The sequence below is a fragment of the Azospirillum sp. P4_B5 genome (assembly GCF_056402275.1).
In genome coordinates this window covers 1-14,684 of record NZ_JBFUHT010000080.1, presented here as the reverse complement: position 1 = coordinate 14,684, position 14,684 = coordinate 1, and the positions used below count along the sequence as shown (strand labels likewise).

The following is a 14,684-nucleotide window of genomic DNA, read 5'->3' as shown; positions in this document are numbered from 1 at the left end:
GCGTTGTTCGGCGCCGGCCCGGCCGCGGCCGCGGGGGCGAGCAACCAGAAGTACGAGGTCAAGCCGGGCGATCTTGACGAATATTACGTCTTCCATTCCGGCGGCCAGTCGGGCGAGCTGCGCATCCTCGGCCTGCCCAGCATGCGCGAGCTGCACCGCATCCCGGTGTTCAACCGTTGCAGCGCCTCGGGCTGGGGCCTGACCAACGAGAGCCGGAAGATCCTGACCGAGGGTCTGACCGAGGAGAACCGGAAGTATCTGGCCAACCACGGCGGCACCTGGCTGAACGGCGACCTGCACCACCCGCACATGTCCTTCACCGATGGCACCTACGACGGGCGCTACATCTTCGTGAACGACAAGGCGAACACCCGCGTCGCCCGCATCCGCTGCGACATCATGAAGGTCGATAAGATCATCGACATTCCGAACGTCTCGGCGATCCACGGTCTGCGCCTGCAGAAGTACCCGCGCACCGGCTACGTCTTCGCGAACGCCGAGCAGCTCGTGCCGATGCCGAACGACGGCAAGAACGTCGACCCGAAGAACTACCGGACGCACTTCTCCGCCATCGACGGCGACAGCATGAAGGTGTCGTGGCAGGTCCGGGTGGACGGCAACCTCGACAACACCGAGGCGGACTACCAGGGCAAATACGCCTTCTCGACCTGCTACAACTCCGAAAGCGGCGTGACCACCGCGGAGATGACGGCGAACGAGCAGGACTGGATCGTCATCTTCAACATCAAGCGCATCGAAGAGGCGGTGAAGGCCGGCAAGGTCGAGGTGATGCACGGCGTCCCGGTCGTGGACGGCCGCCACGGTTCGCCCTTCACCCGCTACGTGCCGATCCCCAACAGCCCGCACGGCATCAACGCGGCGCCGGACGGCATCCACGTCACCATCAACGGCAAGCTGTCGCCGACGGTGTCGGTGATGGACGTCCGCCTGCTCGACGACCTCTTCGAGGACAAGATCAAGCCGCGGGACGTCATCGTGGCAGAGCCGCAGCTGGGCCTCGGGCCTCTGCACACCGCCTACGACGGGCGCGGCAACGGCTACACGACGCTGTTCCTCGACAGCCAGATCGTGAAGTGGAACATCGACAAGGCCAAGCGCGCCTACAAGGGCGAGAAGGTCGATCCGATCATCCAGAAGCTGGACGTGCACTACCAGCCGGGTCACACCCACTCTTCGATGGGCCAGACCAAGGACGCCGACGGCAAGTGGCTGATGGTGCTGAACAAGTTCTCCAAGGACCGCTTCCTCAACGTCGGTCCGAGCAAGCCGGAGAACGACCAGCTCATCGACATCTCCGGCGACGAGATGAAGCTGGTGCACGACGGCCCGACCTACGCCGAGCCGCATGACACGCTGATCGTCCACCGCTCCAAGCTGAACCCGAAGAGCGTCTTCACCCGCGACGACCCGATGTGGGAGGAGGCCCGCCAGCAGGCCAAGAAGGACGGCGTCAACCTGGACGACGACGCCAAGGTGATCCGCGAGGGCAACAAGGTCCGCGTCTACATGTGGCAGCGCGCTCCGGCCTACGGGCTTGAGGAGTTCACGGTCAAGCAGGGTGACGAGGTGACGCTCTACATCTCCAACATGGACGATGTGGACGATCTGACCCACGGCTTCACCCTGTCGAACCACGGCATCGCCATGGAGATCGGGCCGCAGCAGACCAGTTCGGTCACCTTCATCGCCGAGCGTCCGGGCGTGCACTGGTACTATTGCCAGTGGTTCTGCCACGCCCTGCACATGGAGATGGGCGGCCGCATGATCGTCGAGTCGCAGGGGAGGGGAATTTGGCCCTCCCCTGCGAAGCGGGGGAGGGAGAGACCCGCGAAGCGGGAGGGAGGGGGAAACAGCCCTGGACCAGGACTTATCAGATGCCCCACCACTCCCCACTCCCCCTCTTCGCCGCGGCGCTCGTGTTCGCCGCCGGGACGGCGTGCGCCGCCACGGTGACGGTGGCGCCGGGTGGGCTGGACGGTGCGCTCGCCGCGGCGGTGCCCGGCGACACGCTCGTCCTCGCCCCCGGCACGCACCCCGGCCCCGTCGTGGTCCGCAAGCCGGTCACGCTGCGGGGCCAGCCGGGGGCCGTCATCGACGGGGGAGGGGCGGGGAACGCCGTGACGGTCTTCGCCCCCGACGTGACCGTGCGGGACGTCGAGGTCCGCAATTCCGGCATCAGCCTGTCCGAGCAGAACACCGGAATCTTCCTGGGCAAGGAGGCGCACCGCGGCGTGATCGAGGGCAACCGGCTGCGCGACAACCTGATCGGCATCTATGTCTGGGGCGCCCACGATGTGATGGTCCGGCGCAATGATGTCATCGGGCGCACGGACCTGCGCCTGTCCGAACGCGGCAACGGCATCCAGCTGTGGAACGCGCCGGGCACGCAGGTGGTGGACAACCGCGTCCAGGACGGGCGCGACGGCATCTTCACCACGACGTCGAAGAAGAACCTGTTCGCCCGCAACCGGTTCGAGCGGGTGCGCTTCGCCGTCCATTACATGTACACGAATGACTCCGAGGTTTCGGACAACGTTTCGGTCGGCAACCATGTCGGCTACGCAATCATGTATTCCAACAACCTCGTGATCCGGAACAACCGCTCGCAGGGTGACCGGGAGCACGGGCTGCTGCTGAACTACGCCAACAGCGCGCTCATCGAGGGGAACGTGGTCGCCGGTCCCCTGTCGCCCGAACAGGCGGCGCCGGTGGAGGTGGCCGCCGACAAGGACATGCCGGTGGCGACCGACGGCCCGGTGGAGGGCCAGCGCACCGGCACCTGGAAATGCGTCTTCATCTACAACGCCAACAAGAACCGCTTCACCGGCAACCGGTTCGAGGGCTGCGAGATCGGCGTGCACTTCACCGCCGGGTCAGAGCGCAACACCTTGACCGGCAACGCCTTCATCGGCAACCGCACCCAGGTCAAGTATGTCGGCACGCGCCACCTCGACTGGTCGGAGAAGGGGCGCGGCAACTACTGGTCCGACAACGCCGCCTTCGACCTGAACGGCGACGGCGTCGCCGACGAGGCCTACCGCCCCAACGACGTCGTCGACCGCGTGATGTGGGCCTATCCGGCGGCGAAGCTGCTGATGAACAGCCCCGGCGTGCAGGTGATCCGCTGGGCGCAGAAGCAGTTCCCGGCGCTGCACCCCGGCGGCGTGATCGACAGCGCCCCCCTGATGAGCCCGCCGCCGTCTCCGGCGCTGCCCCAAACGGCGGAAAGGAACGCCCAATGACCGACACACCGACCATCCGCGTGGAGGGAGTCTCCAAGCGCTACGGCGACGCCTTCGCCGTGCGCGAGGTGGACCTGGACCTCGCCGCCGGAGAATGCGTGGCCATGGTCGGCCATAACGGCGCCGGCAAGAGCTCGCTGATCAAGCTGATGCTCGGGCTGACCACGCCGACCGCCGGCAGCATCCGCGTGCTGGGCGGCGACCCGGCGAGCGCCTCCGCCTCCCACATTCGCCGGCAGGTCGGCTTCCTGCCGGAAAGCGTCGCCTTCCACCCCAGCATGACCGGGCGCGAGACGCTGGACTTCTACGCCCGGCTGAAGCGCGTGCCGCGCGACGGCAACGACGCGCTGTTCGAGCGGGTGGGGCTGGAGCCCGCCGCGGTGAAGCGCCGCGTCGGCACCTATTCGAAGGGCATGCGGCAGCGGCTGGCGCTGGCCCAGGCGCTGCTCGGCGGGCCGAGGGTGCTGTTCCTGGACGAGCCGACGACCGGCCTCGATCCGGCGCTGCGCCAGAGCTTCTACGAAATCGTGCGGGACCTGCGCGACGCCGGCACCACCGTCCTGCTGTGCAGCCACGCCCTGACCGAGCTGGAGGGGCAGGCCGACCGCGTCGTGGTGATGAACCGTGGGCGCAAGGTCGCCGACGGCTCGCTCGCCACGCTGCGTGGACTGGCCCAGCTGCCGGTGCGCATTCGCCTGACCCTGCCGTCCGGGGAGGTCGTGGAGACGACCTGCGCCAACGACGACAAGGTGGCGACGCTCCGCCAGATCGCCTGCGAAGGCCCGGAGCTTGCCGACATCGAGGTCGTCCAGCCGAGCCTGGACGAGATGTACGCCCACTTCCTGCGCCGGGAGGCTGCGGAATGAACACGCTTCTGACGATCGCCGCCAAGGAGGTGCGCGACGGCCTGCGCAACCGCTGGGTCGTCGCCACCACGCTGCTGATGGCGGCGCTGGCGCTGACGCTGAGCTTCCTGGGGGCCGCCCCGACCGGCACGGTCGGCGTCGGCCGGGTGGAGGTGACCATCGTCAGCCTGTCCAGCCTGACCATCTTCCTGCTGCCGCTGATCGCGCTGCTGCTGTCCTTCGACGCGGTGGTGGGCGAGATCGACCGCGGCACCATGACCCTGCTGTTGTCCTACCCGGTGGCGCGCTGGCAGGTGCTGATCGGCAAGTTCCTCGGCCACGCCGCGATCATCGCCTTCGCCACCGTGCTGGGCTATGGCGCCGCCGGGGTGGCGCTGGCGATGAGCGGCAGCGAGATCGGGCCGGAGAGCTGGCGCGCCTTCGCCGCCATGATCGGGTCGAGCGTCCTGCTGGGCGCCGCCTTCACGGCCATGGGCTACCTCGCCTCCACGCTGGTCCGCGACCGCGGCACCGCGGCGGGCATCGCCGTGGCGATCTGGCTGGTGCTGGTCCTGCTCTACGACATGGCGCTGCTGGGGCTGCTGGTGGCCGACGGTGGGAAGACGGTGAACGCCGGCCTGCTGAACGGGCTGCTGCTCGCCAACCCGGCGGACGCCTTCCGCCTCTTCAACCTGACCGGCTTCAAGAGCGTCAGCCAGTTCGCCGGCACCGCCGGGCTGGCCGCGCAGGTGCAGGTGTCGGCTTCCGTCCTGCTGGCCGTGCTGGCCGGCTGGGTCGCCGCACCGCTGGCGCTGGCCGCCGTCCTCTTTTCCAGAAGGCAGATCTGATGAACACCTCCCTGAGAGCCACGCTGCTGGCGGCCTGCCTGCTGCTGCCGCTGTCGGCCTGCCAGCAGCAGAAGGCGGAGACCGCTCCGCCGCCGCCCGTCGCCATCACCGCCGACGCGATCGGCCATTACTGCGGCATGAACCTCGCCGACCATCCCGGCCCGAAGGGGCAGATCCTGGTCGGTGGGCGGGATCGCCCGGTCTGGCTGTCCTCGGTCCGCGACACCTTCGCCTTCACCATGCTGCCGGAGGAGGCGAAGGACGTCCGCGCCATCTACGTCACCGACGTCGCGCAAGCGGCCGACCCGCGCAAGCCCGACCTGACCGTCTGGATCGAGGCGCGCAAGGCTTGGTACGTGGTGGGCAGCCGCGAGCGCGGCGGCATGGGCGAGGCCGAGCCCTTCCCCTTCGGCGACGAGGCCGCAGCCCGCCGCTTCGCCGCCGACAACGGCGGCGCGGTCAAGCGCTTCGCCGAGGTGACCGAGGACGAGATCCTCCACCCCACGCTTCCCTCGGAACAGACCGCGTCGGATGAAGGGATGGAGCATGGCGGCGGCAATCATGGTGGTGGCCACGGCGCCGGACACGGAGGCACGCCATGACCACCCGCCGCCGCTTTCTCGGCATCGCCGCGGCGGCCGCCGGGCTGGCTTTGCTGCCGGGCGGCCTCCGGGCGGCGGGCGTGCCGGTGCGGACGTGGCGCGGCGTCGCGCTGGGGGCGGATTCCGTCCTCCAGCTGGCGCACCCGGACCCCGCCGAGGCCGACCGTCTGATCGCCCTGTGCCTGGAGGAGGTCGCGCGGCTGGAGCGAGTCTTCAGCCTCCACCGGACGGATTCCGCGCTGGTCCGCCTGAACCGCGACGGCGTTCTCGACGCGCCGCCGGCTGATCTCGTCCGGCTGCTGTCCGAAGCCGCGGCCTTCAGCCGCCGCACCGACGGCGCCTTCGACCCGACCGTGCAGCCGCTGTGGCAGCTCTACGCCGGCCATTTCGCCCGCCCCGGCGCCGATCCCGCCGGCCCGCCGGAGGCCGTCCTCCGCGCGGCCAGGGACCTTGTCGATCACCGCAAGCTCCGCGTCGAACCGGGCCGCGTCGCCTTCGCCGCGCGCGGCATGGCGGTGACGCTGAACGGCATCGCCCAGGGCTACGTCACCGACCGCGTGTCCGAACGGCTGCGGGCGGAGGGCATGACCGACGTGCTGGTCGATCTGGGCGAAATCCGCGCGCTCGGCCATCACCCCTCGGGCCGTCCCTGGTCGGTCGGCCTCGCCGACCCGCTCGTGGAAGGCCGCAACGCCGGCACGCTGGAGATCGCGGACCGGGCGGTGGCGACGTCGGGCGGCTACGGCACGCCCTTCGACTCCGCCGGGCGCTTCACCCATCTGTTCGACCCGGCGACGGGCGGCTGCGCGCGGGAGTGGCTGGCGGTCACCGTGCTCGCCCCCGACGCCACCACCGCCGACGCCCTGTCCACCGCCCTGTCGGTCGCACCGGAAGCGCGGGCCGCCGTCCTCCTCGACCGTTTTCCGGGCACCGCCGCCCGCCTCACCCGCCGCGACGGCAGCGTCCTCGCGTTGCGCGCCTGACCGTCCTTCACCCAGGAGACCATCGTCATGGGAAGTTTCAGCCTGATGCATTGGGCCATCGTCCTGCTGCTCGTCCTGCTGCTGTTCGGGGCGGGCAAGCTGCCCAAGGTCATGGGCGACCTCGCCAAGGGCGTGAAGTCCTTCAAGGCCGGCCTGAAGGACGATGAGTCCGACGCCGCCCCCGTCCTGGTCACCCCGGTTCACGGTGGGGCGTCGCGCAAGCCCGCCTCCGAAGCCTGACCGCGACACCAGAGCCGGGACGATGAAACAGGGCGCCCTGACGCTGATGCGCGACCTCCCGCTGTTCGAGGGAGTCGCCAATGAGACCTTGGAGGCGCTGACCTACGGGGCGCTTCTCCAATGGTTTCCGCGCGAGACACGGCTGTTCGCGGAAGGCGAGATCCCCGACTTCCTGCACATCCTCGTCGAGGGCACGGCGATGCTGGCCGGCTGCGACGAGGCGGGGCAGGAAACGGTGATCGACATCGTGCGCCCCGGCGATTGCTTCGTGCCGGCGGCGGTGCTGGCCGACGCGCCCTACCTGATGTCGGCGCGGACGTTGGAATCGTCGCGGATTCTCATGCTGGCCGCTCCCGTCCTGCGCGCGCAGGTCGCCCGCGACCACGCGCTGGCGCTGCGGGTGATGAGCACGCTGGTCGGGCAGTGCCGCGGTCTGGTGCGCGAGGTCAAGAATCTGAAGCTGCGCACGACGACCCAGCGGCTTGCCGCCTTCATCCTGTCGCAGGTCGATCCGTCGCCTCAGGACGAGGCGGAGGACGGCGCGACCTTCGAATTGCCGGTCAGCAAGCGCGTGCTGGCCAGCCGCCTCGGCATGACGCCGGAACAGCTGTCGCGCACCTTCACCAAGCTCTCCCCGCACCAGTTGCACGTCACCGGCAACACCGTCCGGGTGCGGTCGGTGGAGCAACTGCGACGGCATTGCAACGTCGGCCATCCCAACGGTCATCACACCTCGTGATCCAGCCCAGGCGGAGCGGGGCCTGACGGTGCCGTTCCGCCCTTTCTTCCTGCTGACGGCCCTGGACGCGCTGCTGGCGGTGGGGCTGTGGGTGCCGGTCCTGCTGGGGTGGGACGTTTCCGGGGTGCTCGCCGACCCGACGGGGTGGCACGGGCGGGCGCTGCTGTTCGGCACGCTGCCGGCGATGATGGCGGGATTCCTGCGCACGGCCCTGCCGCGCTGGACTGGGCGGCCGCTGGTCGGCGCGCGCCTCTGGCCGCTCCTCGTGCCGCTCTGGCTGGCGGGACGGGCGCTATCGCCCTGGATGGCCATCGCGCACGCGCCGTTCCTTGCCGCGCTTGCCCTTCTCGTGACCCTGCAGGTCGCCGCCGCGCGGGACCGGCGCAACGCCGTCGTCGCGGCCCTGGCCGGAGCGCTGGCCGGGGCCGCGCTGTGCGACGCCGTCCCGTCCGCCTTGGCGCTGTCGCTCGGGCTGGTCATGGTGCTGGGCGGCCGCATCGCGCCGAGCCTGACCGCCACCCATCTGGGCCTGCCCAGCAAGGCGGCGCTGTTCACCGAGCGCCCTTGGTTTGAGCGTGCCGCCGCCTTGTCCGCGACCTGCGCGCTGGCCGTCTGGCTGGCCGAACCAAGTTCTGGAACGACGGCCGCTGCAAGCCTTCTCGCCGCGCTGACGCAGACGGCCCGGATGGTCCAATGGCGGGGCTGGCGGACGCTCGACCGGCCATCGGTCCTCGCCGTGCACGCGGCCTACGCCTGCGTCCCGCTGGGTTTCGCCGCCGTGGCGGCGTCGCCCGGCATGACGATTCATCTCTGGACGGTCGGGGCGCTCGGGCTGATGGGCTTCGCGGTGATGTCGAGCATGATCCGCAAGCACGCCGGCAACGCCTTCGGGCGGTCGGCGGCGGTGACGGGCTGCTACGCGCTCACCGCGCTCGCCGTTGCCTTGCGGGCCTTCGCCGTTGCGGCGGGAGAGGATGGCCCGCTGTGGCTGCTGGCCGCGGCCGGCGCCTGGAGCGCGGCGGCGATCCTGTTCCTGGCCGCTTTCGGCCGTCTTCTCGTCCGCGGCCGCCCTTGAGCGGAAAAAAGCCCACCGGCGGGGAGCCGATGGGCTTGGAGGGGGCAGAAAAACGGGAGTTAACAACGTCCAGCGGGGACGCAATCGATCAACGATTGTGCGGTTACCCTAGAGGCTGGTTGCCCTCCCATCCTTGACGGCGGTCAAGCCGCCAAGAAAACGCGACGATTTCGTCAGCTGTTCTTTTTCAGGAAGGCGATCAAGTCCTTGCGGGCCTGCTCGTTCTTCACGCCGGCGAAGGCCATCTTGTTGCCGGGAACGGCGCCCTTCGGGTCCGCCAGATAGGCGTCGAGCGTCGCCTCGTCCCAGGCCCCGGCGTTCTTCATGGCGTCGGAGTACTTGTAGGCCTCGACGGCACCGGCCTTGCGGCCGACGACGCCGTGCAGGTTGGGGCCGACGCGGTTCGGACCGCCGGCCTCGATGGTGTGGCAGGCCTTGCACTGGTTGAACACCTTCGCGCCGGCATCGGCGTCCTGCGCGGCGGCAAGGCCGGGGGACGACGCGACCAGCCCGAAGGCGAGCAGGGCAAACATGCGCTTCATAGGGGTTTCCTCTTTAAGCGGACTCAAAAGTCAGTCGGGCCGCGCGGGAGCGGCGGTCCGACGGACATCGGATGGCGGGCGCGTCAGGCGGCCGGAGCGTCGGCGTAGGCCGCACCCGCCATGTTGTGGAAGAAGCCGTTCTCCAGCGGGACGGCGGTCATGCCGCGCAACTCCGCCATCACCTCCTGTCCGCCGCGCTCGCCGTCCAGAACGGCGCGGAAGGCCTGGGCGACGGCGACCATGTCGAGGTCCTGCGGCGACAGGCGGAAGCGCTGGATGCCCATCTCCCGCAGCTGGTCGATCTCCGCCGCCAGCGCCAGATAGCCGTGCGACAGCGTCTGCGTGCCGTTGACCGACAGGAAGGGCTGGCCGTCGACGGTGCTGACCGGCATGCCGTCCGGATCGTTGGCGCAGACGAACTGGCAGCCGTCCTTGTGCAGCGCGTGGGCCCGCGCATGATAGCAGCGGGCGGAAATGGCGAGCGGCGCCCGCCCGAACACCTGCACCTCCATGGACAGGCCGAGCGCTGCCCCCGTCTTCGCCATCATGGCAACGGAGGCGGCGGGAAGCTCCGCCGGCAGCGACACCGCGACGGCCCCGCGCCTGGCCAGCCAGGCCAGGGTCGCCTCGTTGTAGCTGTTGATGAAGGGGCCGACGGCGTGGCGGCGTCCCTCCAGCAGGGCCAGCGCGCCCATGTCGTTGGCCTCCACGGGCAGGAGGTCGCTCTCCACGAGGTCGCGCATCGCCGCGCGCTCGCGGTCGCTGCCGACCAGGATCGGGCTGGCGAGCCAAACCTCCTTCCCGGCGGCGGACAGACGGGCGATCACCTCGTCCATGACCGGGGCGAGGAAGGGCGCGCGCTTGGAGCAGACGATCTCACCGACGACGACGGCGTCGACCGGCGCCTCGTCGGCGATGCGGGCGTAGAAATCGCGCCAGCGCTCCGCCGGCCAGTTGAACAGGACGGGGCCAAGGGTCAGGGTGGGTTTCATGAACGCAACTCCTCAGCGCCACGCGCGGGTGTAGGCGCCGGTGGTCTGGGCCCCGCCCTCGACCATGGCCTCCAGGTCGAGCGCCGGGACGGGCAGCCCCCGTTCGAAGGCGTCCAGGGCCCGGCGGTAGGCGCCGACCACGGCGGCGATGTAGGCCTTGCCGCGCTGGCGGCCTTCGATCTTCAGGGCGCAGACCTTGGCGGCCTTCAGCTCCGGCAGCAGAGCCAGCGCGTTGAGGCTGGTCGGCTCCTCGAACAGGTAGGCCGGATCGCTGGAGGTGCCGCCGCCGGGCACGAAGCGTCCCTTGCACAGCGTCGGGTAGCCCGCCGGCTCCCCGGCGCCGAAGACGTTGATGGTGAAGCCGCCGAGGCGGGAGGCGAGTGCCTCGCCGCGCGGCTCGTAGCGCACATGGCTGGCCGGGGAGCAGACGCCCTGCTTGTTGGGCGACAGCCCGGTCGCGTAGGAGGACAGCGAGCAGCGCCCCTCCGCCATCGGGCAGAGGCCGCCGAAGACGAAGACCTCCGTCTCCACGTCGACCTCGGCGTTCAGCCGGGCGATCTCCGGCACGGTCAGCACGCGGGGCAGCACGACCCGCCGCACGCCGAAGGCGTCGCGGTAGAGCCGGATCGCCTCGGCGTTGGCGGCGGACGCCTGAACGGAGAGGTGGAGCCGCAGGTCGGGATGATGCTTCGCCGCGTAGTCGAGCAGGCCGAGGTCGGCGAGGATCACCGCGTCCGCCTTCAGCCGCGCGGCGTCATCCACTGCGCGCTGCCACGGGGCGAGGTTGCCGGCCTGGGGGTAGGTGTTGATGGCGACGAAGACCTGGACCGACCGCGCGTGAGCGTAGGCGATGGCCTCGGCCAGCTCCGGCCGCGAGAAGTTCAGGCCGGGGAAGTTGCGCGCGTTGGTCTCGTCGCGGAAACCCAGATAGACGGCGTCGGCGCCCGCGTCCACGGCGGCGCGCAGCGCGGCGGGGTTGCCCGCCGGGCAGATCAGTTCGAAGGACCCCATGCCGTCACGCTCCCTGCCGCGGGCCGGTGAGCCGCCGCTCCAGAACGGCCATGCCCCAGCGCAGCGGCGGCGGGGCGAAACGGCGCGCCGTGGCGAGCAGGTCGAGCGCCCGCCCGGCGTTGCGCCGCGCCACGGGCAGGGCGTGCCGCAGCGGACCGGCCGCGGCGGCGACGTCGCCGAACAGGTCCATCTCCTCGCCGTCCAGCGTGTTGCGGAGCGCCAGGATCAGGGCGGTGTCGCCCTCGATGGAGAGTTCGCGGCGGAAGAACAGCGCGTCGCCGTCGATGCGCCCTTCCAGCAGGTCGAGAAGCCGCGCGCAGGGGCCGCGCACCGTGGCCTCCGCCTCGGCGGTGCGGTCGCAGACCCGCAGGGCGAGGGTGGGGCCGACGCGGAGCATCAGAGCGGCGGGCGCGTCCACGGGATCGATGAGCAGGCGGGCGTCGGGCAGCTCGCCGAGGGCGGTGAAGGCGCGCGGGTGGCGCGCCTCCAGAATCCGCAGCAGCCGGTCGAACAGCAGGCCGCCGGCCCGGTCGCCGAGCCGCCGCGCGAACCCCAGCCCGGCCCGCGTCAGTTGGACTTCGACGTCGCGGGCACGGGTGTCCGGGGCCATCTCCTGGGCCTTATCCTGAGCCATAAAGCCGGGATCGCGCATACGCCTGTCTCCTTCCCTTCGGAATGGTCGTGTGGCGGGCGGAGCCCGCCGGGCTTCGGCAATACAGCCCGGTGGTCATACCATCCTTGATGACGGTCAAGCCCAAGGTCCCGAACGGCCGCCTGGGGCGATCAGCCGCACATGCCGCCGCAGCAGGAGCCGGAACGCCGGGCGACCAGACGCTCGTAGGACAGGTGCAACTGCCCGGCCGGCGGGATGACCCCCTGCATCAGGTCGAGCACCTGCTCCGCGCTGGTGCCCGGCGGGCAGTCGGTGATCTCGCAGACCAGCCCGCCGTCCGCCACGCCGAGCGGCGTCTCGGCGGCGACCGCGCTCGCCTGCCCACCGCGCCCGATGCGCACCCGCAGGGAGGTCGCCGGGGCGGTACCGGAGTCCGGCCGTCCGATGCGCACCCGCCAACGCTCCGGCCCGCGTTCGAGATAGGTCCAGCTCACCGCATCGCCGAACAGCGCCTGGACCTGGAGATAGAGCGGGCGCGGGTCATGATTGTTGACCAGCACGAAGCCGCGGCCCGGCGCCAGATCCTGCGTGGCCTGGAGGATCAGCGGGTGGCGCTGGTGAGGCGGAATGGACTGGACGTCGATGACCGGCTCGGCCGCGGTGGACTGTTCGGCGATCTGCATGGGGGAGGTCCGAAGGGTTGGGAGGTGTCGGCAAGTCTAAAGGACTGGTCCGATCGCCTCTTTGTTCCAGGACAAACTGAGTCCTTAGTCTTGGTTGGAGCGCAGGCGGGTTGCGGCGCGGCGCGCGGGCGGTCATCTTGGAAGGCAACTTTTCCGTGACGCCTTCCCGCAGGGGTGGTCGGGCACGGCCTTTTGAGGATGGTCCGATGACGCCGCTTGCCCCCGATCCCGCCAGTCTGCGTGGCCTGCGGCTGTTTTCCGGTCTGGACGCGGCGGCCCTGGCCGAGATCGTCCGGTCCGCCCACACCCGGCGGATCGAGAAGGGAACCACCATCTTCTCCCAGGGCGACCGGGCGGCGCTCTGCCACGCGCTGATCGACGGGCGGGTCAAGATTGTCCAGACCGGGGCCGACGGGCAGCAGCTGGTGGTCCGCTACATCGGCGCCGGGGAGATGTTCGGCACGGCGGCGGTGTTCTCGGGCGGCATCTATCCCGCCGACGCGCTCGCCATGGTCGATTGCGTCGGCGTCCACTGGACCGCCGCGACGATGGGCGAGCTGATGGAGCGCTACCCTCGCATCGCGCTGAACGCCCTGGACATCGTCGGCCGCCGCCTGCAGGAGGTGCAGACCCGCCTGCGCGAGCTGTCCACCGAGCGGGTGGAGCGGCGGGTCGCCCACGCGCTTCTGCGCTTGGTCCGTCAGGCGGGCCGCCGGGTCGGGAACGGCGTCGAGATCGACTTTCCGCTGTCCCGCCAGGACATCGCGGAGATGACCGGGACCACGCTGCACACGGTGAGCCGCATCCTCAGCGGTTGGGAAGGGCAGGGGATCGTCGAGGGCGGGCGCCAGCAGGTGACGATTCGCCAGCCGCACGCCCTGGTCGCCATCGCCGAGGATCTGCCCAAGCCGGCGAAACCGGAAGAGACTTCGAAGCCGGAGAAATAGGCGGGGCTGAACCACCCTGCCGTTTGCGCGGGCGCAAAGAGACGCGCGCGCCGGTGCGCTAGGGTGCCGGGATGATCGCTCCGCCATCACCTTGCGCCACCGCGGCCTTGCCCTCGTCCTCCGACCTCGTCGAGGACGTGCTGGAGCGCTGGCCGTCGACCATCCCCGTGTTCCTCAAGCATCGGATGGCCTGTCCGGGCTGTCCCATGGCGCGTTTCCAGACGATCGCCGAGGTGGCGGACGACTATGGCCTCGACACCGACGTTTTGCTCAATGAGTTCGCGCGGGCCATCGCGGCGGCCGGCTGACGCCGATCACGGCCGTTCCCTCGTCATCGGTGGGTCAGCAGCCTCCGCCCATGGATCAGCGCGAACATCAGGAAGGCAGCGACCCATAGGGCGCCCGGGCGTTGTCACGGGACCGGTGGCGGCGCGCCGATCGCGGCATTATCTTGCTCGGATGCCGCCGCTCTCGTATGCCCGCCATCAGTTCCCGACCGCGATCATCCAACACGCGATCTGGCTGTACCTGCGGTTCACACTGAGTTATCGCGATGTCGAGGAGTTGCTGGCCGAACGGGGTGTCGATGTGTCCTACGAATCCGTCCGGCGCTGGGTTTTGAAGTTCGGGCCGGCCATCGCCGGCAATCTGCGGCGCCTCCGACCCAAGCCCAGCCCGCGCTGGCATCTGGATGAAATGGTGATCAGGGTCAGTGGAAAGCTGATGCATCTGTGGCGGGCGGTCGATGATGAAGGCGAGGTGCTGGAGATGCTCGTCCAGCGCCGGCGCGACAAGGCTGCAGCCCTGAAGTTGATGCGCAAGCTGCTGAAGAAGCACGGCTTCGCTGCCACCGAGGTGACCACCGATGACCTGAGACCGAAGTTTCCTCCAGTCATGGGCAGAGTCTCTGTGATGAGACCTGTGCGCGGTTGGGAGATGGCGGCGGAAAATCCAGGCTTTGAGCGCCAACGACCTGATCCGTCGGCGGCCGTGGGCGCTGAAGACAGCGCCAAGCGCGCCGCAGACACACTCCTCCCCTTATCATGCCGGAACGGGCTTCAGGATGGTCGCCGCCCGGCGCAGGTTGCAGGCGATGGCCGTAAGCCGGACCTGGAGGCCGAAGCGGGCCAAGCCGCGGTAGCGAGCCCGCCGTGTACCGCGGCCCGGATTTGAGACACCCGGCTGGGCTTGTTCAGGCGACCAAGGGTAGCTCGGCGATGGGCATCTGATCAACCCGGAGTTGGTCGGCGCGCACCTGGGCTGGGGTGCGGTGTCCATGCCGGGCGACGAGCCAGGTTTCG

16 protein-coding genes and 1 pseudogene are annotated in these 14,684 nt (G+C 69.9%); 12 read left to right on the top strand and 5 right to left on the bottom strand.

Translation table 11 applies throughout. The features are described from left to right. The 9 genes from nosZ to AC1DVI_RS31035 form a co-directional block, all read left to right on the top strand. A partial coding sequence (nosZ, locus tag AC1DVI_RS31075) for a TAT-dependent nitrous-oxide reductase (RefSeq protein WP_476961259.1) occupies nt 1–1,974 on the top strand: 1,974 nt, incomplete at its 5' end. Beyond that, nucleotides 1,896–3,263: a nitrous oxide reductase family maturation protein NosD gene (locus AC1DVI_RS31070; protein ID WP_476961258.1), complete on the top strand. Its 1,368-nt coding sequence runs from the start codon at nt 1,896–1,898 to the stop codon at nt 3,261–3,263. The genes nosZ and AC1DVI_RS31070, both read left to right, overlap by 79 nt. Continuing rightward, nucleotides 3,260–4,129 carry an ABC transporter ATP-binding protein gene (locus AC1DVI_RS31065; protein ID WP_476961257.1) on the top strand — a complete coding sequence of 290 codons (870 nt, stop codon included), beginning with the start codon at nt 3,260–3,262 and terminating at the stop codon, nt 4,127–4,129. The genes AC1DVI_RS31070 and AC1DVI_RS31065 overlap by 4 nt, the downstream gene beginning before the upstream one ends. Beyond that, the gene (locus AC1DVI_RS31060) at nt 4,126–4,956 is read left to right on the top strand and encodes an ABC transporter permease (protein WP_114857114.1); all 831 of its coding nucleotides are present in this window, start codon (nt 4,126–4,128) and stop codon (nt 4,954–4,956) included. The genes AC1DVI_RS31065 and AC1DVI_RS31060 overlap by 4 nt, the downstream gene beginning before the upstream one ends. Continuing rightward, on the top strand, nt 4,956–5,558 hold the full coding sequence (locus tag AC1DVI_RS31055) for a nitrous oxide reductase accessory protein NosL (RefSeq protein ID WP_476961256.1): 603 nt from the start codon (nt 4,956–4,958) through the stop codon (nt 5,556–5,558). Before AC1DVI_RS31060 ends, AC1DVI_RS31055 begins: the two co-directional genes overlap by 1 nt. Further along, nucleotides 5,555–6,541: an FAD:protein FMN transferase gene (locus tag AC1DVI_RS31050; RefSeq protein ID WP_476961255.1), complete on the top strand. Its 987-nt coding sequence runs from the start codon at nt 5,555–5,557 to the stop codon at nt 6,539–6,541. The genes AC1DVI_RS31055 and AC1DVI_RS31050 overlap by 4 nt, the downstream gene beginning before the upstream one ends. 27 nt (nt 6,542–6,568) lie before the next feature. Beyond that, nucleotides 6,569–6,781, top strand: a complete 213-nt coding sequence (gene tatA / locus AC1DVI_RS31045; RefSeq protein WP_476961254.1) for a twin-arginine translocase TatA/TatE family subunit — start codon at nt 6,569–6,571, stop codon at nt 6,779–6,781. Nucleotides 6,782–6,803: 22 nt separating this feature from the next. Beyond that, entirely contained in the window at nt 6,804–7,520 is a 717-nt protein-coding gene (locus AC1DVI_RS31040; protein ID WP_476961253.1) for a cyclic nucleotide-binding domain-containing protein, read from the top strand. Nucleotides 7,521–7,548: 28 nt separating this feature from the next. Then, nucleotides 7,549–8,595, top strand: a complete 1,047-nt coding sequence (locus tag AC1DVI_RS31035; RefSeq protein ID WP_476961252.1) for an NnrS family protein — start codon at nt 7,549–7,551, stop codon at nt 8,593–8,595. Between the two features lie 173 nt (nt 8,596–8,768). Here AC1DVI_RS31035 and AC1DVI_RS31030 read toward each other — a convergent pair whose 3' ends face one another. The 5 genes from AC1DVI_RS31030 to AC1DVI_RS31010 all read right to left on the bottom strand — a co-directional run bounded on the left by AC1DVI_RS31030 (nt 8,769) and on the right by AC1DVI_RS31010 (nt 12,436). Further along, nucleotides 8,769–9,137, bottom strand: a complete 369-nt coding sequence (locus tag AC1DVI_RS31030) for a c-type cytochrome (protein ID WP_476961251.1) — start codon at nt 9,135–9,137, stop codon at nt 8,769–8,771. 83 nt (nt 9,138–9,220) lie between these two features. Beyond that, nucleotides 9,221–10,129 carry a ubiquinone anaerobic biosynthesis protein UbiV gene (gene ubiV, locus AC1DVI_RS31025; protein WP_476961250.1) on the bottom strand — a complete coding sequence of 303 codons (909 nt, stop codon included), beginning with the start codon at nt 10,127–10,129 and terminating at the stop codon, nt 9,221–9,223. A gap of 12 nt (nt 10,130–10,141) precedes the next feature. Next, a complete protein-coding gene (ubiU, locus tag AC1DVI_RS31020; RefSeq protein WP_137143548.1) occupies nt 10,142–11,140 on the bottom strand; it encodes a ubiquinone anaerobic biosynthesis protein UbiU in 999 nt (332 codons plus the stop codon). Between the two features lie 4 nt (nt 11,141–11,144). After that, the gene (ubiT, locus tag AC1DVI_RS31015; protein ID WP_476961249.1) at nt 11,145–11,774 is read right to left on the bottom strand and encodes a ubiquinone anaerobic biosynthesis accessory factor UbiT; all 630 of its coding nucleotides are present in this window, start codon (nt 11,772–11,774) and stop codon (nt 11,145–11,147) included. Nucleotides 11,775–11,923: 149 nt separating this feature from the next. Then, entirely contained in the window at nt 11,924–12,436 is a 513-nt protein-coding gene (locus AC1DVI_RS31010; RefSeq protein WP_149165595.1) for a DUF2249 domain-containing protein, read from the bottom strand. 206 nt (nt 12,437–12,642) lie between these two features. On the opposite strand from AC1DVI_RS31010, the gene AC1DVI_RS31005 reads away from it, so the two are divergent. The 3 genes and pseudogenes from AC1DVI_RS31005 (at nt 12,643) to AC1DVI_RS30995 (ending at nt 14,524) form a co-directional block, all read left to right on the top strand. Beyond that, nucleotides 12,643–13,383 carry a Crp/Fnr family transcriptional regulator gene (locus AC1DVI_RS31005; RefSeq protein ID WP_476961248.1) on the top strand — a complete coding sequence of 247 codons (741 nt, stop codon included), beginning with the start codon at nt 12,643–12,645 and terminating at the stop codon, nt 13,381–13,383. Nucleotides 13,384–13,454: 71 nt separating this feature from the next. Beyond that, the gene (locus tag AC1DVI_RS31000) at nt 13,455–13,691 is read left to right on the top strand and encodes a DUF1858 domain-containing protein (protein ID WP_476961247.1); all 237 of its coding nucleotides are present in this window, start codon (nt 13,455–13,457) and stop codon (nt 13,689–13,691) included. 151 nt (nt 13,692–13,842) lie between these two features. Continuing rightward, nucleotides 13,843–14,524, top strand: a pseudogene (locus AC1DVI_RS30995) (IS6 family transposase). The last annotated feature ends 160 nt before the right edge of the window (nt 14,525–14,684 follow it).